The sequence below is a fragment of the Acinetobacter geminorum genome (assembly GCF_013009345.1).
Taxonomy (GTDB): Bacteria; Pseudomonadota; Gammaproteobacteria; order Pseudomonadales; family Moraxellaceae; genus Acinetobacter; species Acinetobacter geminorum.
In genome coordinates this window covers 1-23,793 of record NZ_JABELE010000029.1, presented here as the reverse complement: position 1 = coordinate 23,793, position 23,793 = coordinate 1, and the positions used below count along the sequence as shown (strand labels likewise).

Below are 23,793 nucleotides of genomic sequence, written 5' to 3'. Positions count from 1 at the left end.
TAACTGTTTTTCAACAAGTTTCTATCTGCATCACCGCCGATGGATGTGCATTATAGACCATTACATTCCCTTTGCAATACCTTTTTTAATATTAGTGCAACAACAGCTCACTTTTTAATCAAAAAGTGATAAAAATAGTCATTTTTTATATAAACATGGTTGTAAAAGCATCAATTTATCTAAAATTTTCTCGTCTTGATTCTTTTCTTGCCATCTAAGTGGACGACAATCAATATATTCACAGTATCCACCCTCTCCTTGCAGACACTGTTCATTCCAGCTTAATTGATATTGAAAGCTTCCTACATATCCAGCCGCCAACCCAAACTTATAATCACCACGACTTTGTGCATAAAGTTCAAAGATTATTTTTCCATTTTTCTCACATTGCCAAGAAAACTCCCTAGGCAAGTACATCTCTTTACCATTCGGTGTTTTAACCTTTGGATAAACTCTGTGGATATGTAAATTTACGTCTTCTGTAAAACTTTCAACAGGCTTTCCAAATTCTTGAATATCTAATCTTGAACATAGGATGATATTCCACTGATTTCTTATTTGTAAGAATGTAAGCTGCGTAGTTTCATTTAAGTTAATAATTTGGCACGTATAGAAACATAAAGATAAGAACGGCAAATGCAAAGCTCGCGCGTGTTTAAATCGCCCCAACCCTTCAATTTGATATTTCTGTCCTTTATAAAAAATTTCACCTTCACATACGCATAGTGTTGACCAATAGTCAGAAACACCCCACTGCAAAGCAGAGGCATTAGATATGTTTTCTGAAATCTGAATCGTAAGATCACATCCCATTTCTGGATCTAATCGCTGAAGGCGAATCATGGGAATTTGCCATTGAATAAGATCAGTTTTATCAAATTGATATAGCGTCGAATCAAACTGACATTGGCGTCGAATAGAATACGTTTTTAAATGTCCCACACTATGTTGGCTATTACTTACAAGCACTGTTGCAGTGTCGATAGCTGAAGTTGTAATGCTGTGGGCGTTATAACACAGAGGAATACGTGGCTGTCCCACTAAACTAATGTAATTAAAATAACGAAGTGGGGTTGGTAAATTTGGAAGGATCAAGCCTTGATAAACAATTTTAAAAAAGCCACGAGAAGGTTGATAAACAACCCCCTGTTTAGCATTAGGGCCCAGCTGCTGTAATTGATTAATTTCACTTATCAACTTAGGCATACTGAACCTCTTCTATTTTATGTTTTTAGTGTTTCATTACTCTTCCGTGCAAATAAAGTTGTAACAAAACCAGATAGAGCATAGATAATTGAAACTGTCAAAATACCCATTGGAATATTATAAGTGATTGCCGCAAAAATCAGTACTACTGGCAACATAACTACAAACGGAACGCGTTTACGATCCATCTGCTTGAAAGAATAATATTTAATATTGGAAATCATGAGTAATCCCACAATTACCATAAGAACAGCATTAATAGTTTGAATCGCAATATCACGTAAATCAAAAATGAAAGGATAATCGCGAGCAACCCAAACGAGTGAAATAATGATAATAGCAGCGAGTGGACTTGCAATGCCGATAAAATAACGCTTATCAACAACGCCAATTTGCACATTAAAACGCGCTAGTCGGAAGGCTGCGCATGCTGTATAAACAAAACAACAAGCCAAACCAATACGACCTAAATCATGCAAACTCCAGCTATACATCAGCATTGCTGGAGCCACACCAAATGCTAACAAGTCCGAGAGAGAATCATATTGTTCGCCAAAAGCACTTTGTGCGCCAATTGCTCGAGCAACTCGACCATCTAAGCCATCTAATAGCGCTGCAATAAAAATGGCATAGATCGCTTGGTTAAAATCCCCATTCATACTTGCAATGATGGAATAGAAACCGGACAACAGAGCAGCGGTTGTGATTAAGTTAGGCCAAAGATAAATACCTCGGCGCTTTACTTTTTGCCCTTCCGGATTATCTTCTTCTTCAACCACTTCAAATGTAATCCCATCAAATGAATGTTCATTATGAGTTAAATCTTGCTCTGGTTTAGGCGCATTTGTCATTATTTTCTATTCCAAACATGTGCATTGATTTAAGTTAACTGTTACTCACCTACCAACCAGCGAACAGCAGCATGACCACCAGTTTCTTGCATACGAAGATGCGGGAATAACCACTGTAGTGCTTGGTCTGCTTGTTCAGAGAACTGCCAAGGCGGGTTAATCACTAATAAGCCACAACCATTTAGACCTACAGGTGTGTCATCTGGCCATACACAAATTTCACAAACTAACTGACGGCGAATACCCGTTTTAAACATTTTCTTTTCAAAACGTTCAATCATCGCTCGGTCTTTGATTGGATACCAAACTGCAAAAACGCCCGTTGGCCATTTTTTATAAGCTTGTTGTAAAAGTTCAACTAATTGTGGAAAGTCTTTACGTTCTAATTCGTAAGGAGGGTCGATCATAACCAGACCGCGTTTTTCTTTTGGCGGAATTACACCGAGCAAGCCTTCGTATGCATCACGCTCATGTAAACCTGCACGTTTATCACGAATGTTATGGCGTAATTGCTGAAATACATCGCGCTGCATTTCAAATATAGTCGCCTTGTCGATTTCACGCATGCCTTGCAAAGCAAACCAAGGAGAACCTGGATAACTCCCCTTACCTTCTTCAGAACGCAATTGTTCTACTAACTTCAAATATTGCTGGATTGCTTCAGGTGCCTGACGCTTTTCCATATCAGATAGTTGAACTAGACGATGAATGCCTGTGAGAAACTCTCCAGACTTTTGCGCAGGTGCCAGAGATAAATCATATTTGCCTGCCCCTCCATGCGTATCGATATAACGATAAGGTTTATCTTTAGCATTTAAACGGTTGAGCAGCTGTAGCAAAAGCACATGCTTCATAACATCTGCAAAGTTGCCCGCATGGAAATGGTGACGGTAATTCATGTTGACTTTAATTCCTCAATTCAACAAATAGTTTAACATGAAAAAAATATTCTTTCGTAAGGTTGTGATCATCTAAAATAGAGCTGCTTGATATTTTTACGATCTACTCGAGGTTATATGCACTCTCATTCACTTCCTGATTCATGGAATTTGGATCAAATTTTAGATGATTTAAATGCGCATGGCTTTGCCATTATAAATCAAGCATATCCAGATCAATATCGCGCACAGGTTTCTCAAGAATGTAGCCATCATATGGATGAGTTTAGAGAAGCAGGCATTCAAAACGGCGTTGTAAGTAATATTCGTAGTGACCATATTCTTTGGATTAATGATCAACTCCCTATTGCTCAGCAACATATTGCAACCTTAACTTTATTTTCACAAAGTCTAAATCAAGCATTCTATTTAGGGATTAAAGAGGTTGAAGCTCATTTTGCTCGTTATAATTTGGGTGAATTTTATGCTTTACATCGAGACAATCCTCAACAAAAAAATGATCGTATTATCTCAACTGTCTATTATTTACATCCAGAATGGCAAGAAGATTGGGGAGGACAATTGCGACTACAAGATAAAAATGAGAAATGGCATATTGTTAATCCCGAACCCAATCGACTGGTAATATTTCAAAGCGATTTATTACATGAAGTATTAATTTCAAAACAACAAAGGCTATCTATTACGGCTTGGCTTCGTAGTGGAAATTCTATTTGGGTTTAAAGGTTACTCTTTAAATTTGATAAATGAACCCGATATAAAAGCTATTGATTAAAAAAGGTGATGGCGTATGTCTATTGAAAGTAAAACAATTGTGAACCGAATTGGTGAAACAGACCAACTTTATTTGACTGAAAATACGCCTGAGCTTGCTTTAGAGCGTGCTGAGTTACGCATGCAACTTGTAGTATTAAGTCGTGTTCGCCAAGAACAGCTACATTTTCTACAAGAAGCTATTGTTTTGCTTGAACAAGCTCGGATGGAATATGAAGAAATGCCATTGAGCTTATATCTTAATTTGTCTTTACACTTAGCCAAAGCGTATATGCTTTATTTTGAACTAAATAAAGAAAAACGTTTTGCGTTGATTACTCAACAAATTTTGAAGCCATTAGCACATCATGAACATGCTGATATCTATTTCTTCTTGGCCTATGCGTCAGCAGCACGACAAGAGTCAGCGTTGACACGACATTGGTTAACTAAATATTTATCAACGTCTACATGTGATCTTGAATTACTTCATGGCCAACCTGTATTTGACCTTGTACGTCATGAGCCATGGTATAAAGATCAATTAAAAGTAAAGACACATTAAACTCTTAATGTAATAAAGCCTGTTTTACGCATTACGTGTAAAACAGGCTTTATTTTTATGAAATTATTTTTTTACACTGTCTTCATGCAGTTGCTCATTAAGCTCATCAATAACCACAATCCACTCATCATCTTTTTCCCAATGACTTTTTAAAAAATCACTTTGGCCCTTTGACCAAAAAGAAGCTTCATGTAATTTCTGTTCGGCTGGTATTTGATGTGTCTTAATAAAATTTTCGATACTTGCTTCATCAGAAGCTAAACCCAACTGATCAAATAAAAGCTCTAAAGTAGGTTGCTGCTCAAACATTGTTATTCTCCTATAACTTCTTTTAAATCATCTATTAACTAATCTATCAATAAAACGTTTTTACTTGCATGATAGTGTCTATATTTTCTTGTTGCTTTTTGTGTTTCCCTTCTAATAATTTAATAAAAAAGCACTCTATAAAAGAGTGCTTTTTTACATTTATCTATAAGATAAATTATTTCAACATGTCAGCAACTGCAGCACGTTCTTCTTCAAGTTCATTCAACGTAACGTTAATACGTTCACGGCTGAATTCGTCAATTTCTAAACCTTGAACGATTTTATATTCACCATTTTCAGTCGTTACAGGGAAACCGAACATTACGCCTTCAGGAATACCATAAGAACCATCAGATGGAATACCCATAGTTACCCATTTGCCGTTTGTGCCAAGTGCCCAATCACGCATATGATCAATTGCAGCGTTAGCAGCAGAAGCAGCAGAAGACAAACCACGTGCTTCAATGATCGCAGCACCACGTTTACCAACAGTTGGAAGGAACACATCTTTGTTCCAAGCAGCATCGTTGATTTTGTCTTTTAAGCTTTCGCCATTTGCAGTTGCAAAACGGTAGTCAGCATACATTGTTGGAGAGTGGTTACCCCAAACTGTCATTGTTTCGATATCAGAAACTGCAACGCCAGCTTTTTGAGCAAGTTGAGTTAACGCACGGTTGTGATCAAGACGCAACATTGCTGTGAAATTTTTCGCAGGAAGATCTGGTGCAGATTTCATTGCGATGTAAGCATTAGTGTTTGCAGGGTTACCTACAACTAATACTTTAACGTCACGGCTAGCAACTTCGTTTAATGCTTGACCTTGACCGATGAAAATTTCACCGTTAACTTTTAACAAGTCAGCACGTTCCATACCAGGACCACGTGGACGAGAACCTACCAATAAAGCGTAGTCAGCATCTTTAAATGCAACTTTCGGATCATCAGTCCCGATCATGCCAGCCAATAAAGGGAAAGCACAGTCATCAAGTTCCATCATTACGCCTTTAAGCGCTTGTTGTGCTTTTTCAACTGGAACTTCAAGCAATTGTAAAATAACAGGTTGATCTTTACCTAACATTTCACCGCTTGCGATACGGAATAATAAGCTGTAACCAATTTGACCTGCAGCGCCAGTCACGGCAACACGAACGGGTTGCTTCATGTAATTGTCTCCAATGAGTGTCCTTAATCGGGCTAAATAGGAATTCCATCTAACCAAATCATCATAAACGGCAAAGATTGTACTCTAAAGATTTGGCAGATGCATGTAAAAGCGACCCGTTTTCACCAAAAGTCTGATAGAAAATACAAATTAATCTTTACAAATAGATTCAATGTATGGTGAGCATTTTTTTATGAAATGGATGTCACCTTTAGTAACTACCTTTAATCATGATTTCACCAGGGCAGTTCGATACCACATGATTTGCACATTGTTTATATTGGCCCTTTACCGTGTAACAAACTTTCACTTCTGTTAAGACCACATCCGAACGCGATAGTTGACAACTAAAACGGATACCATTTTGGGGTAAGCTAGGATTAAGGCGAACAAATTGCTGTCTTAATGCGGATTGTTGCATTTCAACATTTGTTGAACTTGTGAGACTAGCCGGAATTTTTAAACGTTCAGCAAAGTTAATAACCGTACGAAAATATTGGCTCGCATTCATAGGAACACACCCCCCTACATTTTTCCATAACTGCACACGAGCATTATTATCGGGCATAACCCGAGCCACGACTTTAGCTTGTAATGGAGAGAGAGTGGCCGAACTTTCTGTGGAACAATCAGTTTTAGTTGTTTCAGGCATAAGACCTGTAATTGTCAGTGAATATCCTTCAAGACATTTACGTTGTTTTTGTTTAGAAGGATCTAATGCACATGCAGCTGGTGTCATTTGCACATGCATAACATACCCCTGTAAATTAACAGGTTGGGCATGTAAAACGGAACTCATCAATCCTAGCCCTGCACAGATAAACCACCATGCAAGTTGCAAAATTGAACGAAGTTCCAAATATGTATATTTCATTTAATTAAAACTTGAATATGCCAATTAAAAGAAGATCCATCATCAACCACCTTAAGTTAAGGCGACGTACGCATTGGAATGACTTTCATACGTTGCGATAAGGACTGGGCACCTTGACCCAATATTACGCCGTAATGTGTTGCATTCGTCATAACATGCTTGACATAGTCTCTGGTTTCTAACAATGGAATTGTCTCTGTATATTGGTCAGCCGAAATGGGTTGATAGTCCGGTTGCCAACGTCTAGCCCGATTAGGCCCTGCATTATAACCTGCTGTTGCTAAAACAGGGTTATTGCTTAATTGTCCCTGAATCATTGATAAATAGAATGTTCCATATCGAATATTGGTATTCATTTCACTTAATGCAGCAGGATTATAAGTTTCACCCATTTGTCGTGCAATCAACTTCGCTGTACCAGGCATAATCTGCATAAGACCACCTGCTCCAACATGAGAACGTGCAGAGGTAACAAACCGACTTTCCTGACGCATTAAACCATAAGCCCACGCTGGATCAATTCCTGCATTGTAACTATGACTTACGACATTAGTCTTATGGGGAGTCACATAGCGATAAGTATCATTGTGCTTATTTGTTGTGCGATCTGCTGCATAAATTGCCCGATCAAACCATCCCATATCATGAGCACGCTTTGCTGCAGCTAAAAGTAAACCATCGTCATGCTGAAGATAGGCTTGACGAACTGCCCAGTTCCACTCTCGGTTGGTATAAGTTGGATTTGCATTAATACGTCTTAAAGTAAAAGCACGGTTAAAGTGAATATTCTGATCTAAACGTCTTAAATCACTTGCTGTCGGCTGATCATCATAAGGTTGATGGTTATAACGCTCACCTAAACGATCTTTTGCTAAAAGATTATGATAGTCGTCACCAGCCTGAGCCAGTTTTCTATAAATTTGTTGTGCGGTTGCTTTAGAAGCACTATCGCCACGTTGCTCTGTCGCACGTGCTAACCAATATTGCCAACGATCTTCTTGTTTTTGGGTTACCGTCATACTATCAATAGCACGAATTAAACTTTCCCACGCACCAAATCTAATCGCCTGACGCGCATAAATTTCGGCTTCTTCCGGACTTAATGGGTAACCATAACTTGCATCAAAGTATTGTAGAACTTCACGATTAAAATTATTTTTCATGACCGTAGTACCACCAATATAGGCTACCGTACGATATAAATATTTTTGTACATTTTGTGGTGTACCTTGGGCAAGACGCTGCACATTTGAAAAAGCATTACTTAAGTCATTATTAGCTAAACGCCCTAAAGCAAAAATCAAATAAGCATAATCTGCATCATTTGTCTTAGGCGCACTCCACAAATAATTAAGTGGGTTGGCCTGAATTTGGTTAAGCTGAGCTAAGGAGAGATTTATTCCTAAACTTTGAGCAGTCGCAAGAGCCTGTCCAGATAAACCAGCACGTAATTGTACCCAGAGACGCTGTTGTTTATCTTGTGCGCTCATTAAAGGACTAGATAACATCATGCGCCCTAAACCGACACATGATTCCGGCTGGGATTCAGTTGCTAACCAAACATCTTTATATTCAGCAAAAACTAACGCATCGCCACTTTTCGCCCGCACCTGTGCTAAAGCACAATTTTCGGCTTGGTCAGGATTGGTAACATAAGATAAGACAGGTTGAGCAGATGCATAGTCAGCTTGTTTAACTTTTTCTTCAACATAATCTGCTGATAATTTTTCAGCCATTGCTGATTGTGGGTAGCGTTGAGCAAAGCTTATGATAGAGGCAGCAGGTTGAAACCCAAGGTTTGTATTAAGTTTCCAATATTCTGGGTAATATCCCAACACATCATTTTGCATTGCAAGCTGATATTGATCTAATAACGCGGTATTACCACTATTTGCAGCATTTAATGCATCATTGAACTGCTCTTCAGCAGCATAGGTAAATGAACAACCAAGTAAACACATAGCTCCTAACCAGCTACGATGCATATATTTATTTTTCATTACACGACTATGGATTGATGAGCTCTTTCTACTTGGTCTCATAAATGTGCTAAACCCTGACTATTCACCTTCAACGCATAGTTTAATTATTCTTCATGCTTTCTTTTGTTGTGTTATGTAACTCTATGATTCAACATCATTAAAATTCACCTAATTTACTTCACAAAAACCTTGTCATGTTCTGAAATTTTACAGTTATCGGTTCAGCTCAAATACTGCTATAATAAATGGTTTGACCCATTTTGGGCCAATTTATTCTTTTTTAGATCGATCTGTTAGGAGCCTGCATGACGGTTCAAACCTTCATTCCCAATGGTGCCAAAGCTGCCTCAGAAAACACTGTTACCCAGCCAACGCACACCACTGATGTTTCAATAAAAAAACTTTATATTGAAACTCAAGGGTGTCAGATGAATGAGTATGACAGTCACCGTATGGCAGACCTTTTAGGGGATTCTCACGGCTACGTTTTGACGACCAACCCTAATGAAGCAGACATTCTGCTCATGAATACATGTTCTATTCGCGAAAAAGCGCAGGAAAAAGTATTTAGTGAATTAGGTCGCTGGCGCAAACTAAAAGATAAAAATCCTGATCTTGTGATTGGTGTCGGTGGATGTGTTGCCTCTCAAGAAGGTGACAACATTCAAAAACGTGCACCCTATGTAGACATGATTTTTGGTCCACAAACATTACACCGTTTACCACAAATGCTTGATCAACATAATGCTCAAGTAGAAAAACCTAAAAAAGATAAAATCAAACTGGTTGATATTTCTTTCCCAGACATTGAAAAGTTCGACTTTTTACCTGAACCACGTGTAGAAGGTTTTAAAGCATTCGTTTCTATTATGGAAGGCTGCTCTAAATACTGTTCTTTCTGTGTAGTTCCATATACACGCGGTGAAGAAGTTTCTCGCCCATTAGATGATGTACTTGCAGAAATTGCAGGTCTTGCTGAAAAAGGTGTCCGTGAAATTTCACTTCTTGGTCAAAATGTAAATGGTTACCGCGGAGAAACCTTCGAAGGTGGCATCTGTACTTTCCCTGAATTGTTACGACTCGTTGCAGAAATTCCGGGTATTGGACGTTTACGTTATACAACATCGCATCCACTTGAGTTCTCTGACGAGCTCATTCAGTGCTATGAAGATTTACCTCAAATGGTGTCACATTTACACTTGCCTGTTCAAAGTGGATCTAATGATGTTTTACAGGCAATGAAACGAAATCATACGATTGATGTTTATATCGACAAGATTGCCAAATTAAGAAAAATACGCCCTGATATGCACTTATCAAGTGACTTTATTATTGGTTTCCCTGGTGAAACTGATGAAAAATTCGCCGAAACACTTCAATTTATCAAAGACTTAGATTTTGATCACTCATATAGTTTTGTCTATTCAAAACGTCCGGGTACACCTGCATCAGACTTACCTGATACTACGCCTGAACACGTTAAAAAAGAGCGTTTAGCTCAAGTTCAAAAAGTGATTAAACAATCTAGCATTGAAAAAACTGACGCAATGCTTGGCAAAATTGAACGTGTTCTTATTGAAAAAGTCTCTGATCAAGACCCTAATATTTTAGTAGGTACAGCAGACAATACCCGTCTAGTCACTTTTGTAGGTGATGCTGCTTGGGTTGGACGTTTTGCAGAGATCGAGATTACTGAAATTAAAACTTTAAATTTAGTTTACGGTGAACTCTTGAATCTTGAGCCTGACGTGGCGTAATGTAGAGGTATTCTAAAGTCTACTGAAAGGTTTTCTCTTGACTGCAGCGATTCGACGTACCGTAACATTTCCTGAAGTTTCAATGGAACGTTTAAAGAGCATCTTGGGTGCCTATAATGGGCACCTTAAGCAAATTGAACAGCGTTTAGATGTCAAAATTACTCATCGTGGAGATGTTTTTCATATCGATGGTGAGATTGATGCTGTTGGGAGAGCCGAAGCATTATTGCAACGACTCTATGAAGAGTCTGAAGCATCCCAGCAAATTAGTGCCGATCTATTACATCTGTTAATTCAATCCTCTCAAACTGAACGTAATTTCGAGTTAGTTGGAGAAGAGATGGATGAACATGATGCACCAATGGATGTCTACTTCCAGACTCGAAAAGGGCGTATTAACCCACGTGGTGCCAATCAAAAACGCTACGTACAGCGTATTTTGCAAAGCGATATTTCTTTTGGTGTTGGCCCTGCGGGTACAGGTAAAACCTATTTAGCAGTTGCTGCCGCAGTGGACATGTTAGAACGTAATGAAATCCAGCGCATTTTACTTGTCCGCCCTGCGGTAGAGGCAGGAGAAAAGCTCGGTTTCTTACCTGGTGATTTAACCCAGAAAATCGACCCATATCTACGTCCTCTTTACGATGCCCTCTACGAAATGTTGGGCTTCGAAAAAGTTGCCAAGTTAATCGAGCGTCAAGTGATTGAAGTTGCACCTCTTGCATATATGCGTGGTCGCACACTTAACCATTCATTTGTAATTTTGGATGAAGCTCAAAATACAACGCCTGAACAAATGAAAATGTTCTTGACCCGTTTAGGTTTTGGCTCTCGTGCAGTGATTACAGGTGACATTACCCAAGTAGATTTACCTCGAGGTCAACAATCTGGTTTGGCACATGCACTACGTGTACTCGAGAATATTAAAGAAATTCATATTACCCGTTTCCATTCCCGTGACGTTGTACGTCATCAACTTGTTCAAAAAATTGTTGAAGCGTATGAAGGATGGGATGGTGAACAACAGCGTCTTAATGCTGAAGCACGTGCTGAACGCAAAGCACGTCAAGAAGCATTAGTTGCTGAAAACGATACAGCAGCAGACTTGCAACATCAGGATGCTTAAGGATTCATTTTGAAAATCAGTTTAAGTTTACAACAAGACTTTCAATCACCTGAGTTAGAGCTCAAACGAGCTCAACTCAAAAAAATTATTGAGACAACTTTACGCCACGTTGGTTATAAAGAAGATTGTGAAATTGGGGTTGCTTGCGTTGATCTGGACGAAAGTCAGCAACTCAACTTGCAATACCGAGAAAAAGATAAACCAACTAATGTTTTATCTTTTCCAAGTGATATTCCAGAAGAAGTTCTACCAATGCTAGATGCCTTACCTCTAGGTGATTTAGTTATTTGTATTCCGGTGGTATTACAAGAAGCATTAGAGCAGAAAAAAACTGCCCAAAATCATTTTGCGCATCTATTAGTTCATGGTGTTTTACATTTACTCGGTTATGACCACGAAACTAGTGATGATGATGCAGAAGAAATGGAAGGCTTAGAAATTGAAATTTTAGCAAAACTCAATATTTCAAATCCTTATCAGGAATAAGGCGATGATTCTTAAAATGTGGATATCCTAAAAGTTATCCACATTTTTTTAATTAGTGAACCTCAAATTCAGCTTCAGCTGGGTCAAAACGCCAAGTACGTACAATACGCAACTCCGAAATATCTTTCATATTTGCATCAAAATGCCCAAATGGCGCACCGCGACGTACTGAAGCTTTTGCAGCCTCATCAAGTATTGAATGCCCTGAGCTTTCAAGCAAACGGATTGCACGAATTCCGCCTTGAGCATTCAAAATCACCATTAAACGAACTTCACCTCTTAACTGTTGTTGTTTGGCCTCTTCTGGATAATAGCGATTACCATACAACTCTACTTTTTCACGGAACTTATCTAAATAAGCTGCTGAAGCATCTTTCTTGGCTTGAATACCATCGACTGTTTTTATTTTTTGTTGACGACTGAAATCTTGCTGACGTTGTAAATATTGAGCTTCTAGGCTCGCGACCATTGCAGCTTTTGCTTGAAATTGACTTTGTAGTTGTTCTAGTTCTTTTTTTCTTTGGCTTGCATCCGTTTGTTTCTGCCAACTCAAAACCGTCATTAGAACTTTTTCTTCAAATTTAAGCTCTCTTTGTTGCTGAATCTTTTGCAAAGTTTCTAACTCTGCATTCCCAGTTGAAGCATCACTAAGCATCGGATTTGGAGTATCACTAGAAGTCCGATGAGCTTCACGAAATGCACCTGAACCATGCTGGTCTGCTTGTGCCAAAAAATCTGCCTGAACAACTGGCTCATTGCTTGGCCGAATTGAAATTGCAATTTCTTTAGTAGATCGCTCTGAGGGGCTAGGCATGGCAAAGTGAATGAGTAATACAAAAATATGCAGTAAGATTGCCAATATTGTTGCAGCAATAAAGACTCGGTCTTGCCACCAATAATGAAAAGGCTCTATGGATAAACTTCTTTTGTTCAACATAATCTTAAAAGCATATAAATGCCTTTTCCCCACGGTTTAATACCGAATAAAATACAAACTGATATTCAAATATGGATAAAAGTGTGATTCACTTCAAATATATGGTTTTATCCATTTTCATTTTGTCAAAATGTATCAATTAAATTTGTTACACTGCAATATCAAAACCCGTTTTTTATCATAATAAAGATTGTGTGGGCTCTTTAGTAAATTATCTTTTGGAAGTTCTTTTATGCAAACGCTATTTTCCTCATTAGTCAGACGCCTTCAAAAAGTCTATAAAAAAGCAGAAGCATTCATTGAGGAAGAAAGAGATTTTACATTATCGCAAACCTTTCTGAATGCTACTTTGCAACGTTACGTGACCAATAATGTTGAGTTTTTAGATGACCTACATGCAGATCTTTATCATGACTGGTTAAGGTTATATGCAACCATGCATGTAAAAGGTTTAGAAACCACACTATCGGTTGATTTAAAATTGATTCAGATGGAATTTAATAAAGAACAACAACTTTTAGTTTTTGAACAAATTAGTAATACACAAATTATTGAAGCGAAATATAAAAACTTTTGGCAAAAGATCGCCGTAAAAGCCGCAGTTTTTTACTACCATAAAATTTTGAAAAAAGACCCTTTGGGGATGATTCTTGAACGTTTTAATGTAGCAGAAGAACGCGACGAACTTATATTCCTTGATCTCAATCGTTGGTTTGGTAAAAAAGCCAGCATCATCGAGACTTTAGGCAAAGTACATGTAAATTATGCAAGAGTTCGTGAAGCTGAGTTAGTCGTGTTTGGAAATGTGAATTTAGCAGCCTTACTTTCTCGTGATCAGGATGACGATTTTGAAAATGAATTAGAAGATTCAGAAATAACGCCAATCCAGCAAAAAGATGAATAAATCGTTATAAATGAAAATTAATTGGCTGCCAAAAAACACAAATAGATTACACATTTAGCATAAATCCTGATTTTTTCTCCATGATCAACAGGCATAATATGTTTAAGTTACAGATGCATCAGCACTGACTTTTTAGTCTGTACAAGGATACTTACTTATGGCAACAAAATTTCTGAAATCATTTGGCATCGCAACAGGTATTTCAACAACTTTGCTTTTTGCAGGCTTCTCAAGTCATGCTCTTGCCATGAGCCCATTTCAGGCAAATTATCAGTTTACTTATAATAACAAGGGTATGGGTACGGCTACACGTGCCTTAAGCCAGCAAGGTAATAACTGGACTTATAATTTCACTGCAAAAGCAGGTGGAATTGCTTCTGCAAGTGAAACAAGTAAATTCAGTTTCACTAATGGCAAAATCGGGTCTCAAAGTTTTAGCCGCACCAGCAAAATTTTGATTCATAACAACACCATGAGTATTAACTTCAATCCCAATAGCAAAATCATTTCTACAAAGAAAGATGATAAAGCCCGTTCATTCGCTTGGCAGGCAGGTGTTCTTGATGAGCTAAATGCAGAGTTACAGCTTCGTGAAGACTTAAAAAATGGTTCTCTTAAAGCATCTTACCCCCTTGCAGATGCAAAAGAAGTTGAAAACCGTCGATTTGTAAAACAAGGTAATGAGAAAATTAAAACCTCTTATGGAACATTCGATACCATTAAAGTCGTTTTACAACACAAAAAGCCTGAACGCAGCACAATCTTTTGGCTAGCACCAAAATTAGACTATTTACCTGTTAAAGTAAGCCATATTGATGGTAAAACTTCTTATGGGTTGTTATTAACAAGTTATACAGGTAAGACGAATTAAAGCTTGCATTTTTTTGGATGCTTTTTAAAATACGCATTTGCTTTAAAAAGCATCCGTCTAGAGGATTCTCCCGTGCACGCACTAGAACAGAAAATCTTAACAGAAGGTATCGTTCTATCTGATCAAGTCTTGAAAGTCGACGCTTTCTTAAACCACCAAATTGATCCTGTATTAATGCAGCAGATTGGTAAAGAATTTGCTGCTCGCTTTAAAGATGCAGGGATTACCAAGATTATTACCATTGAAGCATCAGGTATTGCACCTGCAATCATGGCAGGTTTAGAACTTGGTGTACCTGTAATTTTTGCTCGCAAATATCAGTCATTGACTTTAAAAGATGATTTATATCGTTCAAAAGTATTTAGTTTTACTAAACAAACTGAAAGTACTATTGCGATTTCAAATAAGCACCTTCATTCAACTGATAAAGCATTAGTTATTGATGACTTCTTGGCAAATGGTCAAGCAGCATTAGGATTGATTGATTTAATTCACCAAGCAAATGCAGAAGTTGTTGGTGTGGGTATTGTGATTGAGAAATCATTCCAGCCAGGTCGTGATTTATTGCTTGAAAAAGGCTACCGCGTTGAATCATTAGCACGTGTTCACTCTCTTACAGATGGCAAAGTTACTTTTGTAAAAGAATAAGATGTACATCTAAAAAAGAGCGGATATCCGCTCTTTTTTATTTGCTCAAAATTAAACTAAAAGCTTCTTAGCAACTTCTCCTAAACGTTTGCCTTGAGCTTCACACAAAATCTTTTCATCCTGACTTAAGTTTTGGTCATGACGCGGTCCACTTACATGGCTAGCACCATAGGGTGTTCCACCTGTTTTAGTGTTAGATAACGCTGGAATTGCATTTGGTAATCCCATAATCATCATCCCATGATGAAATAACGGTGGTAGCATAGTGAGTAAAGTACTTTCTTGCCCACCATGCATTGAACCAGAAGAAGTAAAAACACAAGCAGGTTTATTATGTAATGCCCCGTTGAGCCAAAGACTCGTCGTTTGATCCCAAAAATATTTCATTTCACTTGCCATATTGCCAAAACGGGTTGGCGAACCTAACGCCAAACCTGCACAATTCGCTAGATCATCTAAGGTACAGTAAATATCCCCTTCGTCAGGAATGCTTGGCTCAGCGATTGTGACGACTGGAGCAATATTTGGCACTGTCCGAATTTTCACTGACATACCCGCAGACTCAACACCGTTGGCAATTAAATGAGCCATTTCTTTAGTAGAACCATATTTGCTGTAATAAAGTACAAGAATGTAAGGTTGCATCGGTTTCATAAATTTTGTTAAAAAGAACACTATACGGGATTTTTTATTTTTTTGGCGAAACCAACTTTATGAAATTCTAGCGGTGATTGATGCTGTAGCACAAAGGATAACACGAGCAAATTTCTTAAACTCGTCGAGTAAAAGGTTTATCTACTTTTGGTAAACCCTTGCTCAGACAACAGAAAGCCTACTTTTTTGAAAAAATTTTATGGCTACAATTCTTTCTATAGCGCATAGTAAACTTACAGAATGTCTTTCATTCTATAAGTTATTGTTTTGCTCTAATCTACTATTTGAGTATTTAAGCTCATACTTTGATAAGTTATCAATCGCCCAACATGATGATTAAAAAAATCGGGATAGACGACGCATGTTACAACGTTTTTTAAGTAAGCTTCCTTTTTATAATAAGACCTGGTTTCAGTTCGTTTTATATGTATTTAAGCGTTTTGAAGCTGATCGATGCCGCGAACAAGCTGGGTCTCTCACTTACACAACGCTATTTGCCGTTGTGCCGATGTTAACTGTCTTTTTAGTAATCATTTCTTCGATTAAAGCGTTAGAACCCGCAAGACAACAGCTCCAACATTTAATTTATAGTAATTTTTTACCAAAGAGCACGATCGCATTTGATAAAGCGCTAAATGCTTTTACAGAAAAATCTAGCAACTTAACCGTTATTGGTGTGCTGTTTTTATTCGTCACTACAGTTTTAATGCTCACCTCGATTGAAACTGTCTTTAACCGTATTTGGCGCGTTAAAGAAACCCGTAGTGGCATTGTGGGTTTTATGCGTTATTGGACGATCATCTCCTTAGGCCCAATTATTTTAGGAAGCGCATTCGTCATTTCATCTACAGTTGCCTCAATGAATGTTCTTAGCAATAACTTTGCTGGCTATCAACTTGATGGAGCTTTCATACTCTGGTTTATTTCTTTTCTATTAACTATTGTTGGCTTTTTCATTTTGTACTGGACGATTCCAAATCGAACAGTCCCTATATATTCAGCAGGTATAGCTGCCTGCTTAAGTGCTGTACTTTTTGAAATACTCAAAAACTTTTTTAGCTTTGTAATGTCAAATTTTACTAGCTATGAACTTATCTATGGTGCATTTGCAGCAGTACCCATTTTCCTTCTATGGATCTTTCTTTCTTGGAATATTATTTTATTAGGAGTAGAAGTAAGTTTTGCTTTAACTGCATTTCATTCAGGTAAAGAGCAAAAACGGCACCCTGTTCTAATGTTATTAGATGTTCTTGAGTTATTTTATAAAAAGCAAAAACTCGGTGAAAGCGTAAGTGACAAAGAGGCTCTAGAAATTTTAGGGCGTGGAGAAATTGGCCGTTGGCCAGCTTATGTACTTTTACTTGAAGAACAAAATTTGGTTAAACGCACCGATAAAGATGAATATGTTCTAGCACGCAATTTGTCCCAAGTTGATTTCTGGAGTTTTTTTACAGCACTTCCATACCCATTACCTTTACGTCAAGATGTTCAAAATGTACACGATGACGATGAGTGGATGGAAAAAATTGGACCAGCTCTTGTCGAGTCTAATGATTATTTAGCTGCCAAACTTTCTATTCCACTTTCAACAATTTTTGAAGAGAAATAAAACAACAGAGCCATTCAATAATATAAACATTCATTCCTAACTAATAAAAAACCCTATTATTGAAAAATAATAGGGTTTTTTATTAGCAACTTAGAATAAGTTATGCTTTTACAAAAGTTTCCCATGAAAAATCTTGCGTTGCCCCTTTTAATGTCATTTTCAACTGATCACCTGCATGTAATGGTCCAACACCAGCAGGTGAACCTGTCATAATCACATCACCCGGTTCTAGTGAAAATACCTGATTAATATCAGTTAACAGATCACCAATAGTAAACATTAATAGTGCAGTATTTCCATCTTGACGTAATTCATCATTAATATGGAAAGTGAATTTGGTCTCTTGCCAATCTGTAATTTCGCTCAAATCGACCCAGTCTGCCAAAACACAAGCACCATCAAAAGCTTTAGCACGCTCCCATGGGTGGCCTTTACTTTTCAGATCATTCTGTAAATCACGCATTGTTAAATCAAGGCCTAAAGTCACTGCCCCAACCGCTTTTAAAGCTTTTTCAGGGTCAGTTTCACCTTTCAAAGGTTGGTCAATACGTAAAACCAATTCACACTCAAAATGACAACTGCCCCAAGCCGGATTCCAAGAAATACCGTCATTTAAACCAATCAAGCTACTAGGCGGTTTAATAAATAATATAGGCCTTTCAGGCATAGCATTATTTAATTCTTTGACATGATCGGCGTAACTTCTGCCCACGCAAACGATTTTTGAAGGACGTGTATTCATGAGGCTTCCTTTGTTGTTGCGGCTAATAATTCTAAAAATTTATTTCTTAAATGTATTTTCAAATATGGTTTGATCTGAAACCTGTGCAAAGGCACGCTTTGGTACAATAATTACAGTTTTATTCTTTAGCTCAAGCATGTAGGTCAACTTACCTTTAGCAAAAGTTTGTACATCCGCATACTGCACTACTTGCTTACGGCCATTGGCATATAGCTCAAAATAATCTTGATATAGGTCGATTCCCTGCTCACTCTTTCCAAACTGGTAACGGACAAATTGACGCTTAAATAACATGGGTAAAAGCCAGTAACGCATCAGACCTTGCATCACCAGAAAAAACACGCCTAACCCGACATAATATCGTCCAACACCAGAGAGACCTAAATAAAATCCCCAAATAATAATTGCGATACTAATCGCAGGTGTAAGAAAACGGGTAAATTGCTTTTTCCCAAATGTCACTAATGAAAATCCATCTTGTGACTCTTCTAAATTCAAATAGTAACGTAAAGATAAAGCTGTTTTTTGCTCAGTCATTGCACTGCATCAATACTCAATAAATCGAAACTATTAGAGCATATTCATTTCAGCTTTAAAATGAATCACAGGCTATTTTTTATTTTGTTTAAAAGTGGAGCTTATTTGCAATTGGAGGATCAGTCTACGTTGCATATATAGAACGTAGATTCATATTTTTTGAGCTTATTTCAGTTTTTAAAATTTCTACAATAAGAGCATCACCTTCTTAGTGGAATGTCTCATGTCTTTTTTTGCAAAATTATTTGGCTTAAAGCAAAAAGCAACAGTCTCAAAAGATGTGGTTACCCAAACCACTCAAGATCTCCCTCTTTTCAATCAGCCAAGCTTTTTAGAATTAATTAAAAAACGTCGTTCTATTTATTCGATCGGGAAAAACTTAAAATATACTCCTTCGGAACTTGAAGGGTTAATTCAAGAGGCAGTCAAACATAGCCCTTCAGCGTTTAATTCTCAATCATCTCGTGTCGTTATTTTATTTAATCAATCTCATCAAAACTTCTGGAATATTGTTTTAGATGTATTAAAAACTATTGTTTCTGCCGGAGCACTAGCAGGAACTGAACAAAAAATTCAAAGTTTTGCAGCGGGCGCTGGTACAGTTTTATTTTTTGAAGACCAAGATGTGATTAAAGGCCTACAAGAGCAATTTGAATTGTATGCTGATAATTTCCCAGTCTGGTCTGAACACTCAACAGCAATTGCACAATTTGCTGTGTGGAACGTATTGGCTGAACAAGGTATCGGAGCTTCATTACAACATTACAATCCAATTATCGATGAGAAAATTAATGCTGCTTTTGATATTCCTGCACAATGGAAACTAAGAGCCCAATTAGTATTTGGTTCAATTGAAGGCGAAGCAGGTGAAAAAGCTTTTATTGAAGACGAAAGCCGTTTTAAAACATTTGGCTAATTTTTTCCACTTTAAATCACTTAAGAGCTGGTTGCCATGAGCACTAGCTTTTAAATTGAAATAATAAAAAACAGGCACAAAAAAAACCGCTATATAGCGGTTAATTCTTCAAGTGGTGCGCTCAGAGAGATTCGAACTCCCGACCCCTTAGTTCGTAGCCAAGTGCTCTATCCAGCTGAGCTATGAGCGCGTACTTGATGTTGCGCATTATACGCATTTTTTAAGGCTTAGGAAGCCTTTTTTCATCTTTCTGTCATCAAACGTTTAGTTCTTAGCCATCACTCTAGTTTACATAGCTTTGTAGCTAAAATTATTGAAACTTTGCTCACCAAAGATGTATCTGAAATATTTTTTTTCAAATAAGTTTTATAGAGTTTTTGAAGCTTTTTGCCATCTATCTAGAAGATAAAGGCTACCATTTTAGTCAACATTATATAAATAATATATTTCTGGTTGAACCTAACCATTATAAGACTGTTTGAAATTTAACTAAGATAATGCTTCAAATAAGTGAAAATATGATTAAAAAAATAATTAGTTAAAATCATATAATATAAAAATTATTATTATTTTTATGTCTAAATTAAATAAATTATTATTTCTTTAAATATTATTTGATAACAAAAAATGTGACTAAAAATACACATTGACAGCTTTTGATATCTAACCAATACTAAATCGCAATTATTGAGATACACATCTCATTAATTATAAAGCGCAATAAATAATACTTACTTAAAAATACAAAATTATATAGGAAATAGACCAACATGTTCTTACTAAAAACTCTTGTTTCTTCGATATCTAAAGTTACTCAAGATTTGGGTAATATTGTATCGGTGAACACTACTGTAACTGGTAGCTCTTCTGTTGAAGGCCAGATATCAACTTCTGGTTTACTTTCAGATACTCTATCTACAGTAACAAATATCCTTACAACAACCACAACAGGCCTTGTTTCTGATGCCGTTGGTACTGTTACTGGCAGTATCGGTTCTACAAGTCCTGTAGACACAGTAACTAATATTATTGGCGGAGTAACTGGCGGAATTAGTGGTGGCAATCCTCTTGAAGCCGTAACCAATATTATCGGCGGTGTTACAGGTGGAATTGGTGGTGGAACCTCTCCAATTTCTCCAGTCGTCGAGGTGGTTCAAGGAGGCATCGACATTCTTCAAGGTGTTGAAAGCCTAAAAACTGAAATCATCAATACTGGTATCGACACTGTTGCCGACACTATCATTGGTGCCCTTCCTCAAACTGAACACCCTGTTTCTGAAATTGCCGATCTTGGTACTCTAACTTTCGAAACCTCTCGTGACACAGTAAATGGCACGCTTGAAGTCATTTCTGATCTAGTGGGTGGAGACATTCAAGGTGCAACTGAGTCTGCTACTGGTGTCGTTGAAACATTAATCACTAATGGTACAACTGCTACAGGTATTGTCACTGGTATGGTTGGAAGTGTTACCGATGTAGTGGGTGGTGTAACGGGTGGCGTTGATGGCAACCCTCTTGAAGTTGTGACTGACATCATCGGCGGTATAACAGGCGGTGTTAGCGGTAATCCGCTTGAAGTTGTGACTGATATCATCGGCGGTGTAACAGGCGGTGTTAGCGGCAACCCTCTTGAAGTCGTAACGGACTTTATTGGCGGCGTAACTGGCGGTGTTAGCGGTAATCCGCTTGAAGTTGTGACTGACATCATCGGCGGTGTAACAGGCGGTATCGGTGATGGCACATCCCCAATCGCTCCAGTGATTGATGTCGTTCAAGGCGGCATTGATATTCTACAAGGTGTAGAGAGCCTAAAAACTGAGATCATCAATACTGGTATCGACACTGTTGCTGATACTATTATTGGTATTCTTCCACAAACTGAATATCCTGTTTCAGACCTAGCTGATCTTGGCAATTTAACTTTCGAAACTTCTCGTGATACAGTAAATGGTGCTCTTGAAACTGTTTCTGATTTAGTCGGTGGTGATATTCAAGGTGCTACTGAATCTGCCACTGGTATTCTAGGCACGCTTATTACAAATGGCACAACAGCTACTGGAATTATTAATAACATTATCGGCGGCGCAACAAGTGGTGATAGCCCACTTGGCGTGGTAACCGACATTATTGGCGGTGTTAGTGGTAACCCTCTTGAAGTCGTAACTGACATCATCGGTGGCGTAACTGGCGGTGTTGACGGCAACCCACTTGAAGTAATTACTGACATCATCGGTGGCGTAACTGGTGGTGTTGATGGTAATCCACTTGAAGTAATTACTGACATTATTGGCGGTGTAACTGGCGGTATCGGTGGTGGAACTTCTCCAATCTCTCCAGTGATTGATGTTGTTCAAGGCGGTATTGATATCCTTCAGGGTGTAGAAAGCTTAAAAACTGAAATTATCAACACTGGTATTGATACAGTTGCAGATACAATTATCAGCATTCTTCCACAAGCAGAACATCCTGTTTCTGAACTTGCAGACCTCGGCACATTAACTTTCGAAACTTCTCGTGACACAGTAAATGGCACGCTTGAAGTCATTTCTGATCTAGTGGGTGGAGACATTCAAGGTGCTACTGAATCTGCTACCGGTATTCTCGATACGCTGATTACAAATGGCACAACTGCTACTGGCTTAGTAACAGAAATCATTGGTGGATTGACAGGAACTATTGGTGGGGTTACTGGTGGAGATAGCTCACTAGGCTTAGTCACTGATTTACTTGGCGGTTTAACTGGTGGCGTAGATGGTGATAGTTCTCTTGGCTTAGTGACCGACCTTCTAGGCGGCTTAACTGGTGGCGTTACTGGCGGTACAGACAACCCTATCGGCATCGTAACAGATATCGTGGGTAGCTTAACGGGCGGTGTGACTGGTGAAGGCGGATTAGATGTTATTTCTAATTTACTAGGTGGATTAACTGGTGGTAGCTTACTCGGTGGTGTAACTTCGACAGTATCAAGCGTAACTAATACAACGCATACTATCGTACCTACATCATTACTTACCGATAACTTCTTAGAAAACTCTTTCAATACTGTTTAATAAGTCATTAAAAGAAAGCCACTAATTACAAGTGGCTTTCTTTATTAATATATCTTTAAATATTAATTCATTTCTTCCCATCTATAATATTTCTTATGCGCCAGCTCTAACATTGCATAATCATTAGGTGTATCACCATAAGCATAAATTGTAGAATACTGAGTTAAATCATATTTGTTTTTTATTCTATTTACTTTTTCTAAATAACCACAATCACCATTAATAAAATCACCCGTCAAAATACCATCACGTATTTCAAGTTGATTACATATAACGTCTAAATCTAAAGATTGGCACCAGCTTTCTAAATAAACACCTAATGATGCAGATACAACAACAACCTGATCACCTTGTTGTTTATGCCAAAGAATACGTTTCAAAGCATTTTGACGCACACAGGTAGGAAGCACCTTTTTAGCAAACTCTTGTCCCATATATTTTAGGGAATTCGCATCATAGCCTACATATCCCACCTGACAGAGTTTAGTTCGGATAGTTTTATCGGTTACCCATCCAAGCTTATAACCCGCTATATAAGGTGCAAGTCGAATACCACCTAGTATTTGAGTTTTTTTATTTAAAGAAAATTTAAGGAATCGACTGAATGTATCGTTATGAGTGATCGTGCCATCAAAATCAAATAAAGCTAGATTCATTTATGATTATCTCTAATATAATTAAAAAGTTATAAATTTAGATTTTTTTAAAATTACTAAAAAACAAGCACAAAAAAACCGCTATAAAAGCGGTTAATTCTTCAAGTTGGTGCGCTCAGAGAGATTCGAACTCCCGACCCCTTAGTTCGTAGCCAAGTGCTCTATCCAGCTGAGCTATGAGCGCGTAACTTGTGTGCCTTTCAGCGATTCGTTCTATTTTACTTGGTGCGCTCAGAGAGATTCGAACTCCCGACCCCTTAGTTCGTAGCCAAGTGCTCTATCCAGCTGAGCTATGAGCG

The 23,793-nt window shown here is 37.9% G+C and carries 23 protein-coding genes, 2 tRNA genes and 1 pseudogene; 11 read left to right on the top strand and 15 right to left on the bottom strand.

The genetic code is table 11. The features are described from left to right. Window positions 1-91: 91 nt before the first annotated feature. The 3 genes and pseudogenes from HJG58_RS18050 to HJG58_RS18040 all read right to left on the bottom strand — a co-directional run bounded on the left by HJG58_RS18050 (window position 92) and on the right by HJG58_RS18040 (window position 2,956). A pseudogene (locus HJG58_RS18050) lies at window positions 92-1,206 on the bottom strand (DUF6670 family protein). 17 nt (window positions 1,207-1,223) lie between these two features. After that, on the bottom strand, window positions 1,224-2,057 hold the full coding sequence (pssA, locus tag HJG58_RS18045) for a CDP-diacylglycerol--serine O-phosphatidyltransferase (protein WP_002119541.1): 834 nt from the start codon (window positions 2,055-2,057) through the stop codon (window positions 1,224-1,226). Between the two features lie 41 nt (window positions 2,058-2,098). After that, entirely contained in the window at window positions 2,099-2,956 is an 858-nt protein-coding gene (locus HJG58_RS18040) for a 23S rRNA (adenine(2030)-N(6))-methyltransferase RlmJ (RefSeq protein WP_016143005.1), read from the bottom strand. Window positions 2,957-3,073: 117 nt separating this feature from the next. Between HJG58_RS18040 and HJG58_RS18035 the strand changes: the two genes are divergently transcribed. Next, a complete protein-coding gene (locus HJG58_RS18035; RefSeq protein ID WP_170249758.1) occupies window positions 3,074-3,679 on the top strand; it encodes a 2OG-Fe(II) oxygenase in 606 nt (201 codons plus the stop codon). A 67-nt stretch (window positions 3,680-3,746) separates the two neighbouring features. Beyond that, window positions 3,747-4,274 carry a hypothetical protein gene (locus tag HJG58_RS18030; protein WP_032054606.1) on the top strand — a complete coding sequence of 176 codons (528 nt, stop codon included), beginning with the start codon at window positions 3,747-3,749 and terminating at the stop codon, window positions 4,272-4,274. 63 nt (window positions 4,275-4,337) lie between these two features. On the opposite strand, the gene HJG58_RS18025 is transcribed toward HJG58_RS18030, so the two are convergent. The 4 genes from HJG58_RS18025 to HJG58_RS18010 all read right to left on the bottom strand — a co-directional run bounded on the left by HJG58_RS18025 (window position 4,338) and on the right by HJG58_RS18010 (window position 8,619). Beyond that, complete coding sequence (locus tag HJG58_RS18025) at window positions 4,338-4,583, bottom strand: DUF2789 family protein (RefSeq protein ID WP_068563827.1); 246 nt, start codon at window positions 4,581-4,583, stop codon at window positions 4,338-4,340. Between the two features lie 175 nt (window positions 4,584-4,758). Beyond that, window positions 4,759-5,745, bottom strand: a complete 987-nt coding sequence (locus HJG58_RS18020; RefSeq protein ID WP_170249757.1) for a malate dehydrogenase — start codon at window positions 5,743-5,745, stop codon at window positions 4,759-4,761. Between the two features lie 211 nt (window positions 5,746-5,956). Then, window positions 5,957-6,619, bottom strand: coding sequence for a ribonuclease T2 family protein (locus HJG58_RS18015; RefSeq protein ID WP_170249756.1), 663 nt, complete (start codon window positions 6,617-6,619; stop codon window positions 5,957-5,959). A 56-nt stretch (window positions 6,620-6,675) separates the two neighbouring features. Further along, window positions 6,676-8,619, bottom strand: coding sequence for a lytic transglycosylase domain-containing protein (locus tag HJG58_RS18010; protein WP_170249755.1), 1,944 nt, complete (start codon window positions 8,617-8,619; stop codon window positions 6,676-6,678). Window positions 8,620-8,906: 287 nt separating this feature from the next. On the opposite strand from HJG58_RS18010, the gene miaB reads away from it, so the two are divergent. From miaB to ybeY, 3 genes are read left to right on the top strand one after another with little or no spacing between them, the layout of a single operon-like run. Continuing rightward, window positions 8,907-10,358: a tRNA (N6-isopentenyl adenosine(37)-C2)-methylthiotransferase MiaB gene (gene miaB / locus HJG58_RS18005; protein ID WP_170249754.1), complete on the top strand. Its 1,452-nt coding sequence runs from the start codon at window positions 8,907-8,909 to the stop codon at window positions 10,356-10,358. A gap of 37 nt (window positions 10,359-10,395) precedes the next feature. Further along, window positions 10,396-11,484 carry a PhoH family protein gene (locus tag HJG58_RS18000; RefSeq protein ID WP_199964081.1) on the top strand — a complete coding sequence of 363 codons (1,089 nt, stop codon included), beginning with the start codon at window positions 10,396-10,398 and terminating at the stop codon, window positions 11,482-11,484. Window positions 11,485-11,493: 9 nt separating this feature from the next. Further along, complete coding sequence (ybeY, locus tag HJG58_RS17995; protein ID WP_170249753.1) at window positions 11,494-11,970, top strand: rRNA maturation RNase YbeY; 477 nt, start codon at window positions 11,494-11,496, stop codon at window positions 11,968-11,970. 52 nt (window positions 11,971-12,022) lie between these two features. Here the strand turns inward: ybeY and HJG58_RS17990 are convergent, their stop codons facing one another. Further along, on the bottom strand, window positions 12,023-12,907 hold the full coding sequence (locus HJG58_RS17990; protein WP_170249752.1) for an energy transducer TonB: 885 nt from the start codon (window positions 12,905-12,907) through the stop codon (window positions 12,023-12,025). Between the two features lie 232 nt (window positions 12,908-13,139). Here HJG58_RS17990 and HJG58_RS17985 point away from each other — a divergent pair, with 232 nt between their 5' ends. From HJG58_RS17985 to HJG58_RS17975, 3 genes are all read left to right on the top strand, one after another. Further along, complete coding sequence (locus HJG58_RS17985; RefSeq protein ID WP_170249751.1) at window positions 13,140-13,811, top strand: hypothetical protein; 672 nt, start codon at window positions 13,140-13,142, stop codon at window positions 13,809-13,811. 157 nt (window positions 13,812-13,968) lie between these two features. After that, a complete protein-coding gene (locus HJG58_RS17980; RefSeq protein WP_086399109.1) occupies window positions 13,969-14,682 on the top strand; it encodes a DUF3108 domain-containing protein in 714 nt (237 codons plus the stop codon). 72 nt (window positions 14,683-14,754) lie between these two features. After that, entirely contained in the window at window positions 14,755-15,330 is a 576-nt protein-coding gene (locus HJG58_RS17975) for a xanthine phosphoribosyltransferase (RefSeq protein WP_002119547.1), read from the top strand. 51 nt (window positions 15,331-15,381) lie between these two features. On the opposite strand, the gene wrbA is transcribed toward HJG58_RS17975, so the two are convergent. Beyond that, window positions 15,382-15,984, bottom strand: a complete 603-nt coding sequence (wrbA, locus tag HJG58_RS17970) for an NAD(P)H:quinone oxidoreductase (RefSeq protein WP_171545335.1) — start codon at window positions 15,982-15,984, stop codon at window positions 15,382-15,384. Between the two features lie 361 nt (window positions 15,985-16,345). Between wrbA and HJG58_RS17965 the strand changes: the two genes are divergently transcribed. Continuing rightward, window positions 16,346-17,593, top strand: coding sequence for a YihY family inner membrane protein (locus HJG58_RS17965; protein ID WP_130172988.1), 1,248 nt, complete (start codon window positions 16,346-16,348; stop codon window positions 17,591-17,593). Between the two features lie 100 nt (window positions 17,594-17,693). Here HJG58_RS17965 and HJG58_RS17960 read toward each other — a convergent pair whose 3' ends face one another. Both HJG58_RS17960 and HJG58_RS17955 read right to left on the bottom strand, forming a co-directional pair. Continuing rightward, complete coding sequence (locus tag HJG58_RS17960) at window positions 17,694-18,335, bottom strand: fumarylacetoacetate hydrolase family protein (RefSeq protein WP_086265325.1); 642 nt, start codon at window positions 18,333-18,335, stop codon at window positions 17,694-17,696. Window positions 18,336-18,374: 39 nt separating this feature from the next. Then, the gene (locus HJG58_RS17955) at window positions 18,375-18,872 is read right to left on the bottom strand and encodes a YcxB family protein (RefSeq protein WP_086399105.1); all 498 of its coding nucleotides are present in this window, start codon (window positions 18,870-18,872) and stop codon (window positions 18,375-18,377) included. A 223-nt stretch (window positions 18,873-19,095) separates the two neighbouring features. Here HJG58_RS17955 and HJG58_RS17950 point away from each other — a divergent pair, with 223 nt between their 5' ends. Continuing rightward, the gene (locus tag HJG58_RS17950; protein ID WP_170249749.1) at window positions 19,096-19,788 is read left to right on the top strand and encodes a nitroreductase family protein; all 693 of its coding nucleotides are present in this window, start codon (window positions 19,096-19,098) and stop codon (window positions 19,786-19,788) included. Window positions 19,789-19,901: 113 nt separating this feature from the next. Here the strand turns inward: HJG58_RS17950 and HJG58_RS17945 are convergent. Then, a tRNA-Arg gene (locus HJG58_RS17945) sits at window positions 19,902-19,978 on the bottom strand. Between the two features lie 88 nt (window positions 19,979-20,066). Continuing rightward, on the bottom strand, window positions 20,067-20,186 hold the full coding sequence (locus tag HJG58_RS17940; RefSeq protein ID WP_228130857.1) for a hypothetical protein: 120 nt from the start codon (window positions 20,184-20,186) through the stop codon (window positions 20,067-20,069). A gap of 372 nt (window positions 20,187-20,558) precedes the next feature. Between HJG58_RS17940 and HJG58_RS17935 the strand changes: the two genes are divergently transcribed. Next, window positions 20,559-22,838, top strand: coding sequence for a beta strand repeat-containing protein (locus tag HJG58_RS17935; RefSeq protein ID WP_216076601.1), 2,280 nt, complete (start codon window positions 20,559-20,561; stop codon window positions 22,836-22,838). A 62-nt stretch (window positions 22,839-22,900) separates the two neighbouring features. Here the strand turns inward: HJG58_RS17935 and HJG58_RS17930 are convergent, their stop codons facing one another. After that, window positions 22,901-23,494, bottom strand: coding sequence for an HAD-IB family hydrolase (locus HJG58_RS17930; RefSeq protein WP_170249748.1), 594 nt, complete (start codon window positions 23,492-23,494; stop codon window positions 22,901-22,903). A gap of 107 nt (window positions 23,495-23,601) precedes the next feature. Further along, a tRNA-Arg gene (locus tag HJG58_RS17925) sits at window positions 23,602-23,678 on the bottom strand. Between the last annotated feature and the right edge of the window lie 115 nt (window positions 23,679-23,793).